We start from the raw sequence: 16,949 nt of genomic DNA on the forward strand, positions 1-16,949 counted from the left end.
ATTTTAGGTTTAAAACGATTTAAAAATACTGAAAAAAATCACTCCGTTATGAAAATAAAAAAGTAGAGGTAATATTTTTTTTCCAAACATTATTTGAACTTTAACGCAAACGTTTTTCAACTTAAAAATATGAAAAGCTTTTGAGGTGAAAATCAAGTAAAATATCACTCTCTCCGAAAATCTTTGATTTTCAAACTAATGTGCTCTAAGATATCCTCAATGTAATAACTTAAAACTAATGTGACTTATGTGTCAAAACATCCCTATTTAAATCTGGGTTGCAGTCTTCCGTTCACCAATCTGCTGTCTCCACATCGCGTAGTACAAACCTTTTTCTTCAATAAGTTTCAGGTGAGAACCTGTTTCAATAACCTGTCCGCGCTCCAGAACAAAAATTCTGTCGGCATGCATAATCGTACTCAATCTGTGCGCAATCAAAACCGTAATCTGTTCTTTATCCTTTGAAATTTCTTTGATTGTAGTCGTGATTTCTTCTTCCGTGATGCTGTCTAAAGCAGAAGTTGCTTCATCAAAAATCAACAGATGTGGTTTTCTCAGCAAAGCTCTGGCAATGGCAATTCTCTGTTTTTCGCCACCACTTAATTTTAATCCACCTTCACCAATCACCGTTTCAATTCCTTTTTCAGCACGTTCCAAAAGTCCAGTACAGCTTGATTTCTTTAAAGCCAACTGTAAATCTTCCTCAGTTGCAGCAGGATTCACAAACAACAGATTTTCTCTGATAGTTCCCGAAAAAAGTTGCGTATCCTGCGTCACAAAGCCAATCTGATTTCTCAGTTCATCAAAATCAAATTCTTTTCCGTCGATATTATTGTAAAAAATAGTTCCTTCTTTTGGTCTGTACAGTCCAACAAGCAATTTCACCAATGTACTTTTCCCTGAACCACTTGGCCCCACGAAAGCAATCGTTTCTCCATTTTTCACATCAAATGAAATGGAATTTAAAGCTTTATAATGAGCTGACTGGTGTTGGAAAGAAACTTTATCAAATTTTAAATCTTCAATCGCACCGATTTTTTTCGGATGTAAAGGTTTTGGCTCAACCTCTTTTTTCATCACTCTGTCAAAGTTTTGAAGAGACGCTTCGGCTTCGCGGTAGGAAATAATAATGTTTCCAATTTCCTGCATCGGTCCGAAAATAAAGAATCCGTAAAATACAAGCGATAAATACTGCCCGGGAGTTACAATATTTTTAAAAATCAGTAAAAGCAAAGTAAACGTGATGACCTGCTGTAAAAAATTGACCAAAGTTCCCTGTACAAAGCTCAGCGAGCGGATGCTTTTTACTTTTCTTAATTCAAGATTCAGAATTTTGTAGGTGTTGTTGTTTAAACGTTCAACTTCCTGATTGGTTAAACCTAAACTTTTTACAATTTCAATGTTTCTGAGGCTTTCAGTGGTGCTTCCTGCCAAAGTTGTTGTTTCTGAAACGATATTTTTCTGGATGTTTTTAATTCTTTTGCTTAAAAGATTGGTAATTACTGCAATAAAAATAATACCCAAAACATACACCGGCATAATCGACCAGTGCAAACGGATGGCATATATCGAAACGAAGATAATGCTCACCAGAATTCCGAAAAAGATATTAATGAAATTGTTGATGAACTTCACAGAATCTTCACGAACCTTTGTCAAAATTGAAAGTGTTTCGCCACTTCGCTGGTCCTCAAATTCCTGAAAAGGCAATCTCATGGAATGCTGCAAACCATCAGTGAAAATCTTAGCCCCAAATTTCTGAATAATCACACTCACAACGTAATCCTGAAATGCTTTTGCGATACGGCTGATCATTGCAGTTCCTATTAAAAGCCCTAAAAAGTAGAAAACACCGTGGTAAATATCGGTTCCGTAAAGATATTCATTGAGGTTTCTTGGGATTAATTTTTCCTTATCAAAGTGATTCGGTTGGTTGACCATTTTATCCAGAATATTTCCCGTAATCGCCGGAGCGAAAAGTGAAAATACCTGATTGATCGAGGCTAACAGCAATGAAGCGATGATGAGCCATTTATATGGTTTTAAATAATTTAATAGAATTTTCATTAGTAAAATTAAAAGCCTCCAAATTTACGACAATTTAAGTGTCAAAATTTATCATAGGATAAGAAAGAAAAAATTTCGTAATTCTGAAAAAATGGCTAATTTGGCAGGATAAGATTATGCTATGCTAACGAAAGAACAAATTGCACAAAGAATTTCAAAAGAAGTAAAAGACGGTTATTATGTAAACTTAGGAATCGGAATCCCAACATTGGTGGCGAATTACGTTCCCGATAATCTTTCGGTAGAATTCCAGAGTGAAAACGGAGTTTTGGGAATGGGACCATTTCCTTTTGAAGGTGAGGAAGATGCAGACATCATCAACGCCGGAAAGCAGACCATCACAATTTTGGAAGGTGGTTCATTTTTCGATTCTGCATTCAGTTTTGGAATGATCAGAAGCCAAAAAGTAGATTTAACAATTTTAGGTGCTATGGAAGTTTCAGAAAACGGCGACATCGCCAACTGGAAAATCCCAGGGAAAATGGTAAAAGGAATGGGCGGTGCGATGGATTTGGTGGCTTCAGCAGAAAACATTATCGTAGCAATGATGCACGTGAACAAAGCTGGAGAAAGCAAAATTCTGAAAAAATGTTCACTTCCTTTGACGGGAATCAACTGTGTGAAAAAAGTGGTTACCGAACTGGCAGTTTTAGACGTTACGCCAGCCGGATTCAAACTGGTAGAAAGAGCTCCCGGAGTTTCTGTGGAACATATTATAAAATCGACAGAAGCAGATTTAATCATTGACGGTGAAATTCCTGAAATGCAGTTTTAAGTTGCTCTCAGGTATTGACTTTTTGCGATTAGCTTTAAAACATAAAACCTTGTTATCGACAAGGTTTTTTTATTGAAAATAAAAAGGATTTAGAAAACAAAAGTGTTAAGAAAATTTAAATTAGTTTCACAATGTAAACTGAATAATTTAACTCAAATTAACGAGAACTAGCCCTTTGCGAAGATTTTTAATTAATATCTTTACGGCGTAAATCATTTTAATGCAGATATCATCCTTTAAAATTGCGACTTCCATAGCCGCAGTTTGTTTCAGTACAGTCGTTTTTGCACAGCAGAACTATTCTGTAAGCGGAACGGTAAAAGAAAAGAAAAATGGAGAGCTCCTTCTTGGAGCCATTATAAAAGTCGCCGAAGATCCCACTATTTCAGTGGTTGCCAACGAATATGGTTTTTATTCTATGTCACTTCCAAAAGGTTATTACACTTTGGTTATTTCCGGTCCGGGTTTTAAAGACCTCCAACTACCAATTAATCTTGACGCTGATTTGAAACAGAATGTTGAAATGGAGCAGGAGACTAGCGAAAAAACATCCAATATTGATGAGGTTGTTATTTCAGCAGTGAAGAAAGATAAAAATCTTTCGTCAGCACAAATGGGAACCGAAACTTTGAGCATTAAACAAATCGACAAACTTCCTGTTCTGTTTGGTGAAAAAGATGTGATGAAAACCATTCAGCTTTTGCCGGGAATTAAAAGTAATGGTGAGGGAAGCAGTGGCTTTTCCGTAAGAGGTGGAGCAACTGATCAGAATTTAATTCTTTTAGATGAGGCTGCAGTTTACAATGCATCACACTTGCTTGGATTCTTCAGTACTTTTAATAGCGATGCTTTAAAAGATGTGAGCATCATCAAAGGAAACAGCCCTGCTCAATATGGAGGTAGACTTTCGTCTGTTTTAGACGTTAAAATGAAAGACGGAAACAACAAAGATTACAACGTGAACGGTGGTATTGGTTTGATCAGCAGCCGACTGAGCGTAGAAGGTCCGATTCAGAAAGAAAAATCTTCATTTATTGTGTCAGGAAGACGTACTTATGCTGATGTGTTTTTAAAAGCAACCGATGATTTTAAAGACAGCAAACTTTATTTCTATGATTTAAATTTAAAAGCCAATTACCAGATCAACGACAATAACCGTCTGTATCTATCGGGATATTTCGGGAGAGATGTCTTAGGTTTAGGCGATACTTTTTCAACGGATTGGGGAAATACCACAGCAACTTTGCGCTGGAACAGTATTATCAGCAGCAAATTGTTTTCCAACACCTCATTTATTTACAGCAATTACAATTATAATGTTGCTCTGAGCAGTAACAACAATACCTTCGGGCTTGATTCTGAAATTGAAGACTGGAATCTGAAGCAGGATTTCTCATGGTTTGCAGGAAATAAACACTCTGTGAAATTTGGTTTGCAGTCCATCTATCACACCATTACACCGAGCAGTGCATCGGGAACGAGTGTAAGCAGTTTCCCTAGAAATCCAAGATATTCTTGGGAAAATGCAGTGTATATCAATGATGATTTTAAAGCAACGGATAAACTGACGATCAATTACGGAGCCAGACTGGCAATGTTCTCGGTTTTGGGTGGAGATACTTTTAATACTTATCAAAACGGAGTTTTAACCGATTCTGAATATTTAGAAAAAGGGAAATTTGGTAAAACGTATGTAAATCTTGAACCGAGGATCACGGCAAATTACAGAATCAACGAAGTCAGCAGCATTAAGGGTGGTTATTCAAGAAATACTCAGAATTTACATTTACTGAGCAACAGCGGAAGCGGAAACCCTACCGACCAGTGGATTGGAAGCAGCTACACCGTAAAACCTGAAATCGCCGATCAGATCAGTGCAGGCTACAGCCGGAATTTCAACAACAATAATTATGAATTGAATGCTGAGATTTATTACAAATCTATGCAGAACCAAATCGATTATAAAAACGGAGCACAAATCTCATTCGACACCGCTGCGGATGTAGAAAGTGAACTGTTATTCGGAAAGGGAAGGGCTTACGGACTGGAACTCATCGCCAAAAAGAAAAGCGGAAAACTCACCGGATGGATTTCCTACACTTTATCTAAAACCGAAAGACAGATCAACGGCATCAACGATAACGAATGGTACGATGCAAGACAGGATAAAACGCACGACCTCTCTGTTGTTGCAACGTATCAGCTGAATCCAAAATGGTCTTTCTCAGGATTATTTCTTTACAGCACAGGAAATGCAGTGACTTTCCCAACCGGAAAATATGAACTGAACGGACAAACCATTTTCCAGTACAGCAGCAGAAATGCAGACAGAATGCCGGCTTACCACAGAATGGATTTAAGCGCAACGTATGAACCGACCTCAAATAAACGTTGGAAAGGCTCGTGGTCATTCGGTGTTTATAATGTTTACGGAAGAGAAAATGCCTACACCATTACGTTTGAAGACAATCCAAATAATCCGGGAACGACGAGAGCTATGCAGACTTCGCTATTCAAATGGGTTCCAAACATCACTTATAATTTCAAATTCTAATCTATGAAAAATATATTTTTAATCATATTAACGCTGTTTTTAGTAATCTCTTGTGAGAAGGAAATAGATTTAGATTTGGAAGATCAAAGCGGACAGATTGTGATTGAAGCTAATGTTACAGATCAGGTAGGTCCATATACCGTGAAAATTACAAAATCTGTAGCTTTCACTCAGGCTAATCAATATCCAGCGGTTGAAAATGCACAGGTCATTTTAAGCGACAACACCGGACAAACCGAAACTCTTCAGTACACAGGGAATGGAACATATCAGACATCAACTTTTGTTGGACAGTCTGGAAGAACTTACACTTTGAAAATTCAGGCTGAAGGAAAAGAGTACATTTCTACGAGCACGATGCCTCAGCCAGTTCCGTTTGATGATTTGGAGCAGGACTCTTTTATTGTGGGTGGCGAAACGAGCTACACGCTGTTGCCGGTTTTTTTAGATCCGCAGGCTTTAGGGAACCGATATCTTTTCATTTACACAGTCAATAATGATCCAAAAAAATACTTTTCGGAGTTTTCAGACAATGTTAATAACGGTTTGCTCAATCAGAGACCTTTGATTCTGCCCAATGACGATGGTGACGAACCTGATAATGTGAAAGTGAAAATCGGTGATACTATTCACGTAGAAATGCAGTGCATCGATGATAAAGTCTATATGTTCTATTCTGCATTGCTCCAACTTTCCGGTGGCGGCCCCGGTGGTGGTATTACGCCTGCCAATCCTCCAAGCAATATCAGCAACGGAGCATTGGGCTATTTTTCGGCACACACCGTGCGAACTAAAAGTATTGTAATCAATTAAATTTTAAAAAAACTAAAAAAAGAGCTTTTGTAAAAACAGAAGCTCTTTTTTGTGCAATATTTTTTTTGAAATTTGATGAGTTTTTATTCGACCTAAAAAACTGCTCAATCTGCATTAGAAATCATTAAAGTTTGATTTAAAATTACTTCCCTAAATCTAAAATACATTATATTTAAAAAAAGTTTTACATGTTTCCAACCTCAGTCCAATTTCCTGCATCTATAAAGGTATAAAGCCACACTATGGAACATCAATTACTGATAGAATGCCAGCGGAACGACCGCAATGCCCAGCGGAAGATTTACGAGAAAATGGCGGGCAAACTTTATTCAGTCTGCAAGCGTTACCTGAAAAACGACGAAGATATTGAGGAAGTTTTGGCCGATACATTCTACAAAATTTTCACGAAACTCAGCCAGCTTCAAAATCCTGAAATTTTTGAAGCATGGGCGAAGAAAATTGCTGTAAATGAATGTCTTCAGAAGCTGAGAAGTATGAAGACGCTTCATATTTCTTTAGATGAAAATTTTGTGGAGGCTAATGATTCCAAAACAGAAAGTCTTTCATTTGAAAAAGATATTCTCAAGTTGCTCAATTTTCTCCCTGAAGGTTGCAGAGCGATTTTCAATCTGTTTGCTATTGAAGGTTATCCTCACAAAGAGATTGCGACCATGCTTTCGATCAGTGAAGGCACTTCAAAATCCCAGCTCAATTTCGCAAGAAAAAAACTGCAGGAACTCTTGGTTAATCACAACATTTAAAACTTTTACAATGGAAAACAATCACGATATAGATAAAAAATTCAACGAGGCTTCTCAATCTCTGGAAGAACCTGCAACTTTTGCCGGTTTTGATAAAGTCTGGGCTAAAGTTGAAGAGAAATTAGATAAAAAAGAAGACAGAAAGCGAATTGTACCAATTTGGTTTCCTTACGGAATTGCGGCGAGTTTAATTATTGGGTTGGGAGCTTTTTATTTTATTGAAAAAAATGAAAAATCTCAAATTGAGAGACCTGCAATTGTTCGAAATACAGTTTCTCCTAAAAACAATTTAAATGTTGAGAAAGTTGACAGTACTGTAAAATCTAATGTTCAAAATGAATTGAGTTCTCAAAACAATATTCAGAAACCTGAAGTTGTAGCGTACGAAAATGCCTTACCAGCACCAATTCCTGTTCTCAGCCCTCCTGAATTACCACGACACAGTTCTGATCTTGCATATGAAAAGATTGCTGAGGCACCCGTTAATGCTAATATTGTGACAGAAAATCAAAGCGAAGCTCGGAATGTCAATGAAGAAGCAGTTTTGAAAGGTTTTGCAAATCAAAACAGAATTATCGCTGCGAACAAATCTGTTAATGAAAATGAAAGGATTAATAATAATAATGTCTTTAAAACCGACTCGTATAAATTTGAAGAAATAGGAGATTATCATCTTTTAACTTCCCAGATAAAACTAAAAAAAGGAAAATCAAAAACACTAGTTATTGATGGTCCTGCCTCAATTTATATCGCAGGAAACGATAAAGGATTTTTCGACGGTACTCCTTACAATAATAATGCATTAAATTCGCTTCGGGCTTCAGTTTCCGGAGTTCTAGTTCAGCCGGGAGCAAGCCCAAATATTACCATTCGTGGTGCAAAATCTGTATCAGGAGATAATCAACCTTTATATGTTGTAAACGGTGTTCCTCAAAGTGTAAATTTTTTAAGCAAAATCGATCCTAAAAGCATTGAGAGCATTCAGATTTTAAAAGATGCTTCTGCAACAGCTCTGTACGGAAGCCGTGCAGCGAATGGAGTAGTAGTGGTGACCACTAAAAAGCTTTCCAGAAAAGAGAAAAAAGCTTTTAAAAAACTGCAGAAAGTTCAGGACAGCATCAACCGTGTAAGGCAGATTCAGCAACAGAATTCTGAAGAATACGATGCGTTCGTTGAAAATCCATTTGAACTGACAAAAAATCAGTCTGTTTCTACATTTTCTATTGATGTGGATAAGGCTGCGTATTCCAACATCCGACGGATGATTAACAATGGCGAATATGTGAATAAAAACGCAGTGAGAATTGAGGAAATGATTAATTATTTTAAATATGATTATCCGCAACCGAAAAATAATCAGCCTTTTTCAATCAACACAGAATACAACGCTTCACCCTGGAACTCTCAGCATAAATTATTAAAAATAGGACTTCAAGGCAAAGATTTACAGATGGAGAAACTGCCGAATTCAAATTTCGTCTTTCTGATTGATGTTTCAGGTTCGATGAATGCTGCTAATAAATTGCCTTTATTGAAATCGTCTTTCAAAGTGCTTTTGGATCAGTTAAGACCAACGGATAAAGTCGGAATTGTTGTCTATGCGGGAAATGCAGGAATGGTTTTACCACCTACTTCGGCCAAAGAAAAAAATAAAATCATCGAAGCTTTGGATCAACTCGAAGCAGGCGGAAGTACAGCAGGCGGTGCAGGAATTGAGTTGGCTTATAAACTCGCTCAGGAAAATTTCATTAAAGGTGGAAACAACCGTGTGATTATCGCCACAGATGGAGATTTCAACGTGGGAACTTCTTCCACAGGAGACCTTCAGACTTTGATTGAAGATAAAAGAAAATCGGGCGTTTTTCTGACCTGTTTAGGTTTCGGAATGGGAAATTTTAAAGACAACCGCATGGAAACTTTAGCCAACAAAGGCAACGGAAACTATGCTTACATTGATAATCTGCAGGAAGCCAATAAGTTTCTCGGAAAAGAGTTTGCCGGAAATATGTACGCAATTGCTAAAGATGTGAAAATTCAGATTGAATTTAATCCGAAATATGTGAACTCTTATCGTTTGATCGGTTACGAAAACCGAAAATTAAAGAATGAAGATTTTACCAATGATAAAATTGATGCAGGAGAATTAGGAAGCGGTCACACGGTGACAGCTTTGTACGAAGTCATTCCAACCGATGTAAAATCTGAGTTTTTGCCGAAAGAATCTGATTTAAAATACACCAAAAACACAAATGATGGAAATTTCAGTGATGAGCTGGCAACCGTAAAATTCAGATACAAAAAGCCGGATGGCAATACGAGTTTGGAGATTGTTCAGGTCGTGAAAAATTCTAATCAAAGCTTTTCGTCGGCGAGTGATGATTTCAAATTTGCTTCTGCTGTCGCGTGGTTTGGTTTGGTTTTGAGAAATTCAGATTTAATTAAAAATAAAGATTTAAAGGAAGTCGAAAAGCTTGCGAAAAAGGGCAGAGGTAATGATGAAGACGGCTACAGAGCTGAGTTTGTGAGGCTCGTTGAAGCTTACAGAAATTTAAACAAATAAATAAACCAAAAACAGAAATTTCTTCGGAGATTTCTGTTTTTTTCTCTATTTTTAGACATATTATCCATGATGAAAAAAATCTACTTGTTTCTTCCTTTTTTAGCGACTCAGTTTTTGTTTGCTCAGAGTTCGCAGCAGTATTATTCCGGAATATTTTTAGCTAAAGACAAAAAACCAAAAGCCTTTCTTAAAGTTTATAATAAAAATACGGGCGTTTACGAGGAAACTGATGAAGAGGGCTTTGCCATTATTCCTGCACAGGTTTATGACACATTAATCTGGAACAACGGTAAAAATACGCAGGTTGTGTATGGCGTTCAGGAATTGAAATATATTCTGGAAAACCGTGTTCCCAGAAAATCAGTTGAAGCTATAAAATCTAAAGATTACGACAGTCTGATTACAAAACCAAAGTCAGATGAATACAGTATTTCAAAGCCGGATTATTATCTTTCAAAAAACTCAGATTCTTATTTCGACAAAATCAGAAAGCTGAAACAGAAGAAGGGCGATACGGTAAAAATAAAAAGGCAGGAACCCAACAAACTCATCATCAACGGAAGTTTCAATACATCTTTTGAGGTCAGAAACCGAAATTCAATTCCGCAAACCCAAAACCGATATGTGCAGGGAAGATCTCAGAGCGGAAATCTTATCTGGCGCGGTCCGGAGACCAATGAAATTTTCAGTTATGGGCCTGATATTTCAACTTTAGCCTACAATTTTCAACCTTATGATTATGATGTCAACGGTCAGTTGATTCCTGTTTCAGGAGGAATGAATTCTGCGAAACCGTATGATAATTCTTTGTTTTCTACGACTGTAGGATTTCATAATCAGCTGCAGATCAATACATTTATAAAAGGAGATGGTTACAACGAAAAGGTTCGGCTTTCACTGGATTTAGGTCAGCATAAAAACCAAACCTACTTCATCAATCAGTACGACATCAACAATACTTTTAAGGCAAAACTCAATGCGTATGTTTTGAAATTTAAAATTCAGGCACTGTTTGATTTGGATGAAACGAAAGCGACAAATACCAATCGTGCGGCACTTTTCAACCGTGCTTATCAGGAATCTTTGCTTACACCGGTTTCGTTTTCAAATAATCAGGGAGGATTTCTTACCAATGGTCAGCAAAGAAGTTACAGTCAGTTGGGTGATAATCCGGAATTTCTCTTTGCGCAGGACAACAGGTATAATTTTCTTTCCAATCAGAAAAAATACAGCTTTAATATTTCCAGAACATTTGATGATTTTAATTTCAACATCAGTCAAACGTACGAAAATGACAAATTCAGTAATTCAGATATTTATAAACCCACTACCAACGGCTTTCCAAGTGGTTTGATCAATGAAAGACTTCAAAACTACAGCCTTTACAATGCCAATGTCTCTGCCAATTATTCTTTTGGCGACTATGATTTTAGAAGTACATTCAATCTGAATTTTATTTTAAATGAAAGAAAATCTGATGTTTTTCACAGTTCGCAGAACCAAAAATATTTGTATCAAAGAAGTTCACAGGATTATATTTTTAATTATGATCTGAAATTTGATGACGGTGATTTTGAATTTGGTGCTAATCTTGGAAACTCATTTTACGTCTCAAACACTTCTCTGAATAATAAATTCTGGCTCCCCAAAGCCAATGGGTACGTTCAGTTCAACGATATTTTCGATTGGAGAGGCACACGCCTGAAATTTTTTGGAGCATATACACATCAGAGTTCAGAACCTGACATTACCAATTCGTTTTCGTCATATTCGACCACGCAGTTTCTGGCTCAGAACGCAAGTCAGTATTTTCCAATACGTGAGGTTGAAAGTTTTAAAAATCTCTCAACCGTCGATATTGCAGAAACCAAGGCAGGATTTAACTTTAATATTTACAGCCGATTCAATTTCGGTGGTGAATACTTTTCAAGAAAGATTATAAACGATATATTTCCGGTGTTTGAAAATAACAGTTTGTTGCTGAAGAATCTTGCAGATCATACGTACAGCGGATTTGAACTGAATGCTTCCTACGAGAATTTCAGGATCGCACAAGATTTTACAATGACGAACCGTGCTTCATTTTATAAATATCGGGATGTCGTTGATAAAGTTGCGTCTGAATACAATAATCTTGCTGTTGCAGGCTTTCAGGATGTTTACAAAACATTATCCGAAAGCGAGGTTTTGGGCGCAATAGTCGGAAATTACTATGAAACGAATGCTGCCGGACAAACCCTTATCGATGATTTTGGATTTCCGGTAGCATCAAACAATAAAAAAATAATTGCAGATCCCACGCCGGATTTTGTGATGAAATTTACGCATACTTTCTACTATAAAATGTTTACGCTCGATATCAACTGGGAATGGAAAAAAGGCGGACAACTCTGGAACGGAACCCAAGCTGCACTTGATTATTACGGACGATCCAAAACTTCGGGCGATGACAGAAATCTTAAAAATTATGTATTCTCGGGAGTTCATGCGAACGGAAATGTTAATCAGACTCAGGTTGATTTTTACGACCCGAATCAATCTGTTTTTGAAAACCGCTGGACGAGATATGGCTACACAGGAGTTGCCGAAAACTATGTACAAAATGCAGATTATGTAAGAATCAATTCAGTTTCTCTGGGAGCAAAGTTCGATGTCGGAAGTTTCAGAAGAAGTCTTGGAGTTTCTTTGTTTGTGAACAATATCATGCTTTGGCAGGCCAATTCCGGTGCAGATCCAAGCCAGAATTTTTACGATCTGGATAGCGGTCGTGGCTTGGATTTCTTCAATCTTCCGTCTTACAAAAGTTTTGGATGCATGGTTTCATTTCAATTTTAAATTATGAAAAACAGATTTACAATTCATATTTCCTGTCTGATACTCTTTTTAATGAGCTTTCAATTAAAAGCCCAGCAGAAATTCAGCGATTTCAAAAAAGAAAAAACATACATCCAGACCAATCATGTTTTTTACAAACCTGGTGAGGAAATGTATTTTAAAATTTATGTCGTTCAGGCAGAAAATCAGCTTCCGGCAAATCAGTCCAAGGTGGTGAATTTTGAAATGACAGATCCAGGCGGAACGGTGGTTAAGAAAGACAAATACGAAATTACAAACGGCCACGCTGAAGGATATTTTTATTTTGGAAATGATATGAAAGGTGGCATTTACAAACTGAGAGCGTACACCGATTGGATGCAGAATGAAAACGGAAAAAATGTATTTGAGAAAGAAATTACACTCCAGAAAATCGTTTCACCGAGAATTTTAATGAAACTTGATTTTCCTAAAAAAGGGTATGGCGCAGGCGATGAGGTTCTGGCTGATTTCTCAATGCGAAGTCTGAGCAATCTTCCGATTCCTTTTTATGAAGCGGCTTTTACGGTAATGCATCAGGGTGAAAAAATTAATGAAGGCACTTTGATTACCGATAAAGAAGGGAAATATTTACTAAAATTTAAGCTTCCGGCAGTTCTAAAATCTTCTGATGCTTTGTTGAATATTAAAGTAGACTTTGATGGTTTTACTGAATCTATTTCAAGAAATATTCCGATTGTTTTGAACAATCTGGACTTGAAATTTATGCCTGAAGGCGGAACTTTCATCAACGGAATCGAGCAGAATATTGCTTTTAAAGTTTTGGATGAATTTGAAAAACCTGTGGATGCCGTTTTGGGAATTTACAATCAGAATCATCAGAAAATATCGGAAGTTTCTGCCTATAATTTTGGAATGGGAAGCTTTTATTTAAATCCAAAAAATGGCGAAACATATTATGCAAAGGTTTTAAAGCCAGAAAATATTAATCAAATATATCATTTACCAACAGCGAAAAATGATGGAATTGTTTTAAATCTTAAAAAAGAATATCAGATCATCAGTTTAAACATCAATTCCACGTCAGAAAGAAACGTTTTAATCTCAGGAAACTTCCGTGAAAAGGAGATTTATTCTAAAAATTTAAGTTTAAAAAAAGGTTTAAATAAAATTGAAATTTCAGAAAAAGAACTTCCGATTGGGATCTGCAGATTTACGGTTTCAGAAAATAATTTTCCGATTGCAGAAAGAATTGTTTTTGCCAATGAAAACAAGCAGATGAAGGTGAAAGTAACACCTGTAAAGAAAAATTATTTACCGAGGGAAAAAGCTGTAGTCAATATTGAAACGACTGACGAAAATAACCAACCCATTCCTGCAAACCTCGCTGTAAGCGTTGTTGACGATAAATTATGGACGTATGCTGATGATAAGCAAAATCACATTCAGTCATGGCTTTTGATGGATTCTGAACTGAAAGGTAAAATTGAAAGACCGCAGTTTTATTTCGATAAAAAAGAAGAGAAAGCAACGAAAAGTTTAGATTTGGTAATGCTGACGAATGGTTACCGATATTTTGAAATCATTCCCGAAGTGGAAAAGTCAGACAAATACAAATATCTTCCCGAAAAGAAAAACCCAATCTACGGAATTGTAGAAGACGAAAATAAAAAGCCTGTTGCCGCTGAAGTTTATCTTTTCAACGGAAATTCTCTGAAAAAACAAATCACCTCAGAGAATGGATTGTTTTACTTCTCAGACCTTAATGCCGGTGAGGGAAACAGAGTGATTGCAAAAGCTTTGAAACCAAAAAAAGAAGTCAAAATAAGACTTTTGTCTTATAAACTTCAGATTAATCCTTTGGAAAAACAAATTCTGAAAAATATTGACGTTGAGGAGATTATAAAAGAGGCAGAGATCAAGGAAAAACCTCAAAATGCCAGTCAGGGAATTGAAGGATTAGTCAAAAATAAAGCGTACGTAAATTCAAAAGCAGATACTATTAAAACTCAAGATATTCGGGAGGTGGTTTATATTGGCGCAATGAATAGAAAATCTGATTTAACTTCTGCCGTGCAGACAATCGTTTCATATGAAATTGATACTCCGACAGCTCTCAATGCCTTAAGTGGAAAGGTTTCAGGGGTAATGGTTACTCAGACAGTGGCACCAGGTCTTTCAGGTAATGCTGTTGTGATTCGTGGAGCTGCAACAATTGGAAGTCAAAATGAACCTCTTTACATTATTGACGGTGTAATCTCAAATTCGGCTGAGTTAAAAGCTTTGAACCCAAAAAATATCAGCGATATTTCAATATTGAAAGATGCTGCAGCGACTTCTGTGTATGGAAGCAGCGGAATGTCTGGAGTGGTGATTATCAACTCAAAAAAATATCAGAATGCGCTTTTGAAGTTTGATATTACCCCAATTTCTCAGTATGCTCTCAAAAATGTGCCGCGAGATAGCCTCACAAATTACGCCTACAGCCGAAATTTTGCCTATCCCGAATACAAGACAACGACTACAGCCTACCGCCACGATTATCGTGAAGCTTTATACTGGAATCCCATCGTAGAAACCGACAAAAACGGGAAAGCTCAGATAGAATTTTATCAGTCTGATGCAAATTCAGCGTTCAGAATTATGACCGAAGGAATTTCCGCAAAAGGTTTGATTGGAAGAGATGAAACAACATATTCAGCGCAAAGTTTGATTTCAATTGATGCCAAAATTCCGCAATATCTGACGCGGACAGATCAAATGACGATTCCGGTTGTGATTAAAAATAATTCGTCTGAAACGAGAACATTAACGATGAACGTCATTGTTCCGAATCATATCAATGTGATGAAAACAGACAGTTTGATCACGTTAAAACCTTTGGAATCAGGGAGGTTGTTTGTTACGATGCAAAACGATAAACTGATTCATTCCAATATTCAGTTTACTGTAAAATCCGGTGATTTCAGAGAAACGGTGATTTTGCCTGTGAATGTTGAAGAAAAAGGGTTTCCACATTATTTTTCAATCATCAACAATAAAAACGAAACCTACAAAATTGATGTTCCGGAATATGTGAACGGAAGTTTTATGTCTTCATATTATGTGTATCAAAATTCGGCTTTGCAGATGTTTGAAGATCTGGAAAGACTTAAAAGAGAACCTCACGGCTGTTTTGAACAGCTTTCTTCAACGGTTTATCCGAATATTTTTATTCTCGATTATTTAAAATCAATCAAAAAAATTGATGCTGATACTGAATCTAAAGTGATCAGAAACTTAAAAAAAGGGTATCACAAAATGCTTTCTTATAAAAATAGAGATGGCGGTTTCTCTTATTTTGGGTCGACGGATTCTGATGTTGCACTTTCTGCCTTTGCTTTGCTGGAATTCAGAGATTTGAAAAAATATGTGAATGTTGATGCGAAATTAACGCAAAATCTCGCCTCATTTATTTTGTCTAAAAAAGGTACAAACGGACTTTTTGAAGTGAGAAAAAGCTACGAAATGAAAACTTCTTATTCAGAATATTCATGGTCGAGAAATATGTATGTTCTGTACGCTTTGTCTAAACTTGGTTATAAAAATGAACTGCTTCAAAACTATGACTACAGCCTGAAAAGAGTTCTGGCAACAAAAGATTCTTACCAATTGGCATTGATGGCAAATACGGCGAAAAATTTAGATAAAACTGAAGATTACAGCAATTTACTTACAATCCTGAACGAACAGTATGCAGCCAAAAATGTAAAAACCAAAACAACGTTCACTGGTTCGGGAGGGATTTCTGCCAATGCCGAAACGCTTTCGCTTTACCTGATGGCTTTACAGAAAAATGAATCTGCGAATCAATTAAAAATCGCTGAAGTTGCCGATGAATTAATTGATTATAATGGTTATTACGGATTTGGCTCTACACAGGCAACCGCTTTGGCCTTGGAATCACTTTCAGGTTTTTTTGCCAAAAATGAAAAATTATTTGGAACTGAAAAACCGGTGATTAAAGTAAATGGTGCTGTTGTTTCAGACAAAAATATTAGCTTTTCATCGGCATTCAGAAAAGGAGATAATGATTTGAAAGTGGAATATCCAGGTAAAAAAGGTCTGCCTTTTAAATTGGATTATCAATATTATACTTTAGAACCGCCGAAAAGCGTTGATATTCCTGTCACATTAGAAACAAAACTGAAATCTCAAACTTCAAAAGTAGGAGAAACCAACCGAATGACAGTAACCGTCAAAAATAAAATCAACGGACAGTTACCGATGACCACAGCAAAAATTGGAATTCCTGCAGGCTTGACTTTGCAAAATGCTTTATTGAAAGATATGGTCGATAAAAAGCAGGTTTCTTACTACGAAATATTTGATAACTATCTGGTTTTGTATTGGGAACACTTGGATGCGAATGAATCGAAGACTATAAATTTAGATTTAAAAGTAGAATTTGCCGGAGAATACACAGGGAAAGCAAGTAATGTTTATCTTTATTATATGCCGGAAGCCAGGTTTTGGAATGAGGGAATTAAAGCTATAATTGAGCCTTAGAAATTACGATTAACATAAGCTTTAAGCACACAATTATTTATTTATAAATCAATTCAC

The 16,949-nt window shown here is 36.5% G+C and carries 8 protein-coding genes; 7 read left to right on the top strand and 1 reads right to left on the bottom strand.

Annotated features, from left to right (window positions below):
* Positions 1–267: 267 nt before the first annotated feature.
* On the bottom strand, positions 268–2,067 hold the full coding sequence (locus AC2A1G_RS02200) for an ABC transporter ATP-binding protein (RefSeq protein ID WP_484045321.1): 1,800 nt from the start codon (positions 2,065–2,067) through the stop codon (positions 268–270).
* A 121-nt stretch (positions 2,068–2,188) separates the two neighbouring features.
* Between AC2A1G_RS02200 and AC2A1G_RS02205 the strand changes: the two genes are divergently transcribed.
* The 7 genes from AC2A1G_RS02205 to AC2A1G_RS02235 all read left to right on the top strand — a co-directional run bounded on the left by AC2A1G_RS02205 (position 2,189) and on the right by AC2A1G_RS02235 (position 16,892).
* The gene (locus tag AC2A1G_RS02205) at positions 2,189–2,842 is read left to right on the top strand and encodes a CoA transferase subunit B (protein WP_484045322.1); all 654 of its coding nucleotides are present in this window, start codon (positions 2,189–2,191) and stop codon (positions 2,840–2,842) included.
* Positions 2,843–3,062: 220 nt separating this feature from the next.
* Positions 3,063–5,396 (top strand): TonB-dependent receptor, encoded by a 2,334-nt coding sequence (locus AC2A1G_RS02210; RefSeq protein WP_484045323.1) that lies wholly within the window; start codon positions 3,063–3,065, stop codon positions 5,394–5,396.
* A gap of 3 nt (positions 5,397–5,399) precedes the next feature.
* Positions 5,400–6,209: a DUF4249 domain-containing protein gene (locus tag AC2A1G_RS02215; protein ID WP_484045324.1), complete on the top strand. Its 810-nt coding sequence runs from the start codon at positions 5,400–5,402 to the stop codon at positions 6,207–6,209.
* A 242-nt stretch (positions 6,210–6,451) separates the two neighbouring features.
* A complete protein-coding gene (locus tag AC2A1G_RS02220) occupies positions 6,452–6,970 on the top strand; it encodes an RNA polymerase sigma factor (protein ID WP_484045325.1) in 519 nt (172 codons plus the stop codon).
* Between the two features lie 10 nt (positions 6,971–6,980).
* Positions 6,981–9,530, top strand: coding sequence for a vWA domain-containing protein (locus tag AC2A1G_RS02225; protein ID WP_484045326.1), 2,550 nt, complete (start codon positions 6,981–6,983; stop codon positions 9,528–9,530).
* 69 nt (positions 9,531–9,599) lie between these two features.
* Positions 9,600–12,365 carry a TonB-dependent receptor gene (locus tag AC2A1G_RS02230; RefSeq protein ID WP_484045327.1) on the top strand — a complete coding sequence of 922 codons (2,766 nt, stop codon included), beginning with the start codon at positions 9,600–9,602 and terminating at the stop codon, positions 12,363–12,365.
* Between the two features lie 3 nt (positions 12,366–12,368).
* Positions 12,369–16,892, top strand: a complete 4,524-nt coding sequence (locus AC2A1G_RS02235; RefSeq protein WP_484045328.1) for a TonB-dependent receptor plug domain-containing protein — start codon at positions 12,369–12,371, stop codon at positions 16,890–16,892.
* The last annotated feature ends 57 nt before the right edge of the window (positions 16,893–16,949 follow it).

This window comes from Chryseobacterium sp. HNCC26DJ240 (assembly GCF_057180485.1).

Coding starts and splice junctions, on each gene's coding strand:
- AC2A1G_RS02200 (WP_484045321.1), bottom strand. CDS start 2,067: ATGAAAATTCTATTAAATTATTTAAAACCATATAAATGGCTCATCATC.
- AC2A1G_RS02205 (WP_484045322.1), top strand. CDS start 2,189: ATGCTAACGAAAGAACAAATTGCACAAAGAATTTCAAAAGAAGTAAAA.
- AC2A1G_RS02210 (WP_484045323.1), top strand. CDS start 3,063: ATGCAGATATCATCCTTTAAAATTGCGACTTCCATAGCCGCAGTTTGT.
- AC2A1G_RS02215 (WP_484045324.1), top strand. CDS start 5,400: ATGAAAAATATATTTTTAATCATATTAACGCTGTTTTTAGTAATCTCT.
- AC2A1G_RS02220 (WP_484045325.1), top strand. CDS start 6,452: ATGGAACATCAATTACTGATAGAATGCCAGCGGAACGACCGCAATGCC.
- AC2A1G_RS02225 (WP_484045326.1), top strand. CDS start 6,981: ATGGAAAACAATCACGATATAGATAAAAAATTCAACGAGGCTTCTCAA.
- AC2A1G_RS02230 (WP_484045327.1), top strand. CDS start 9,600: ATGAAAAAAATCTACTTGTTTCTTCCTTTTTTAGCGACTCAGTTTTTG.
- AC2A1G_RS02235 (WP_484045328.1), top strand. CDS start 12,369: ATGAAAAACAGATTTACAATTCATATTTCCTGTCTGATACTCTTTTTA.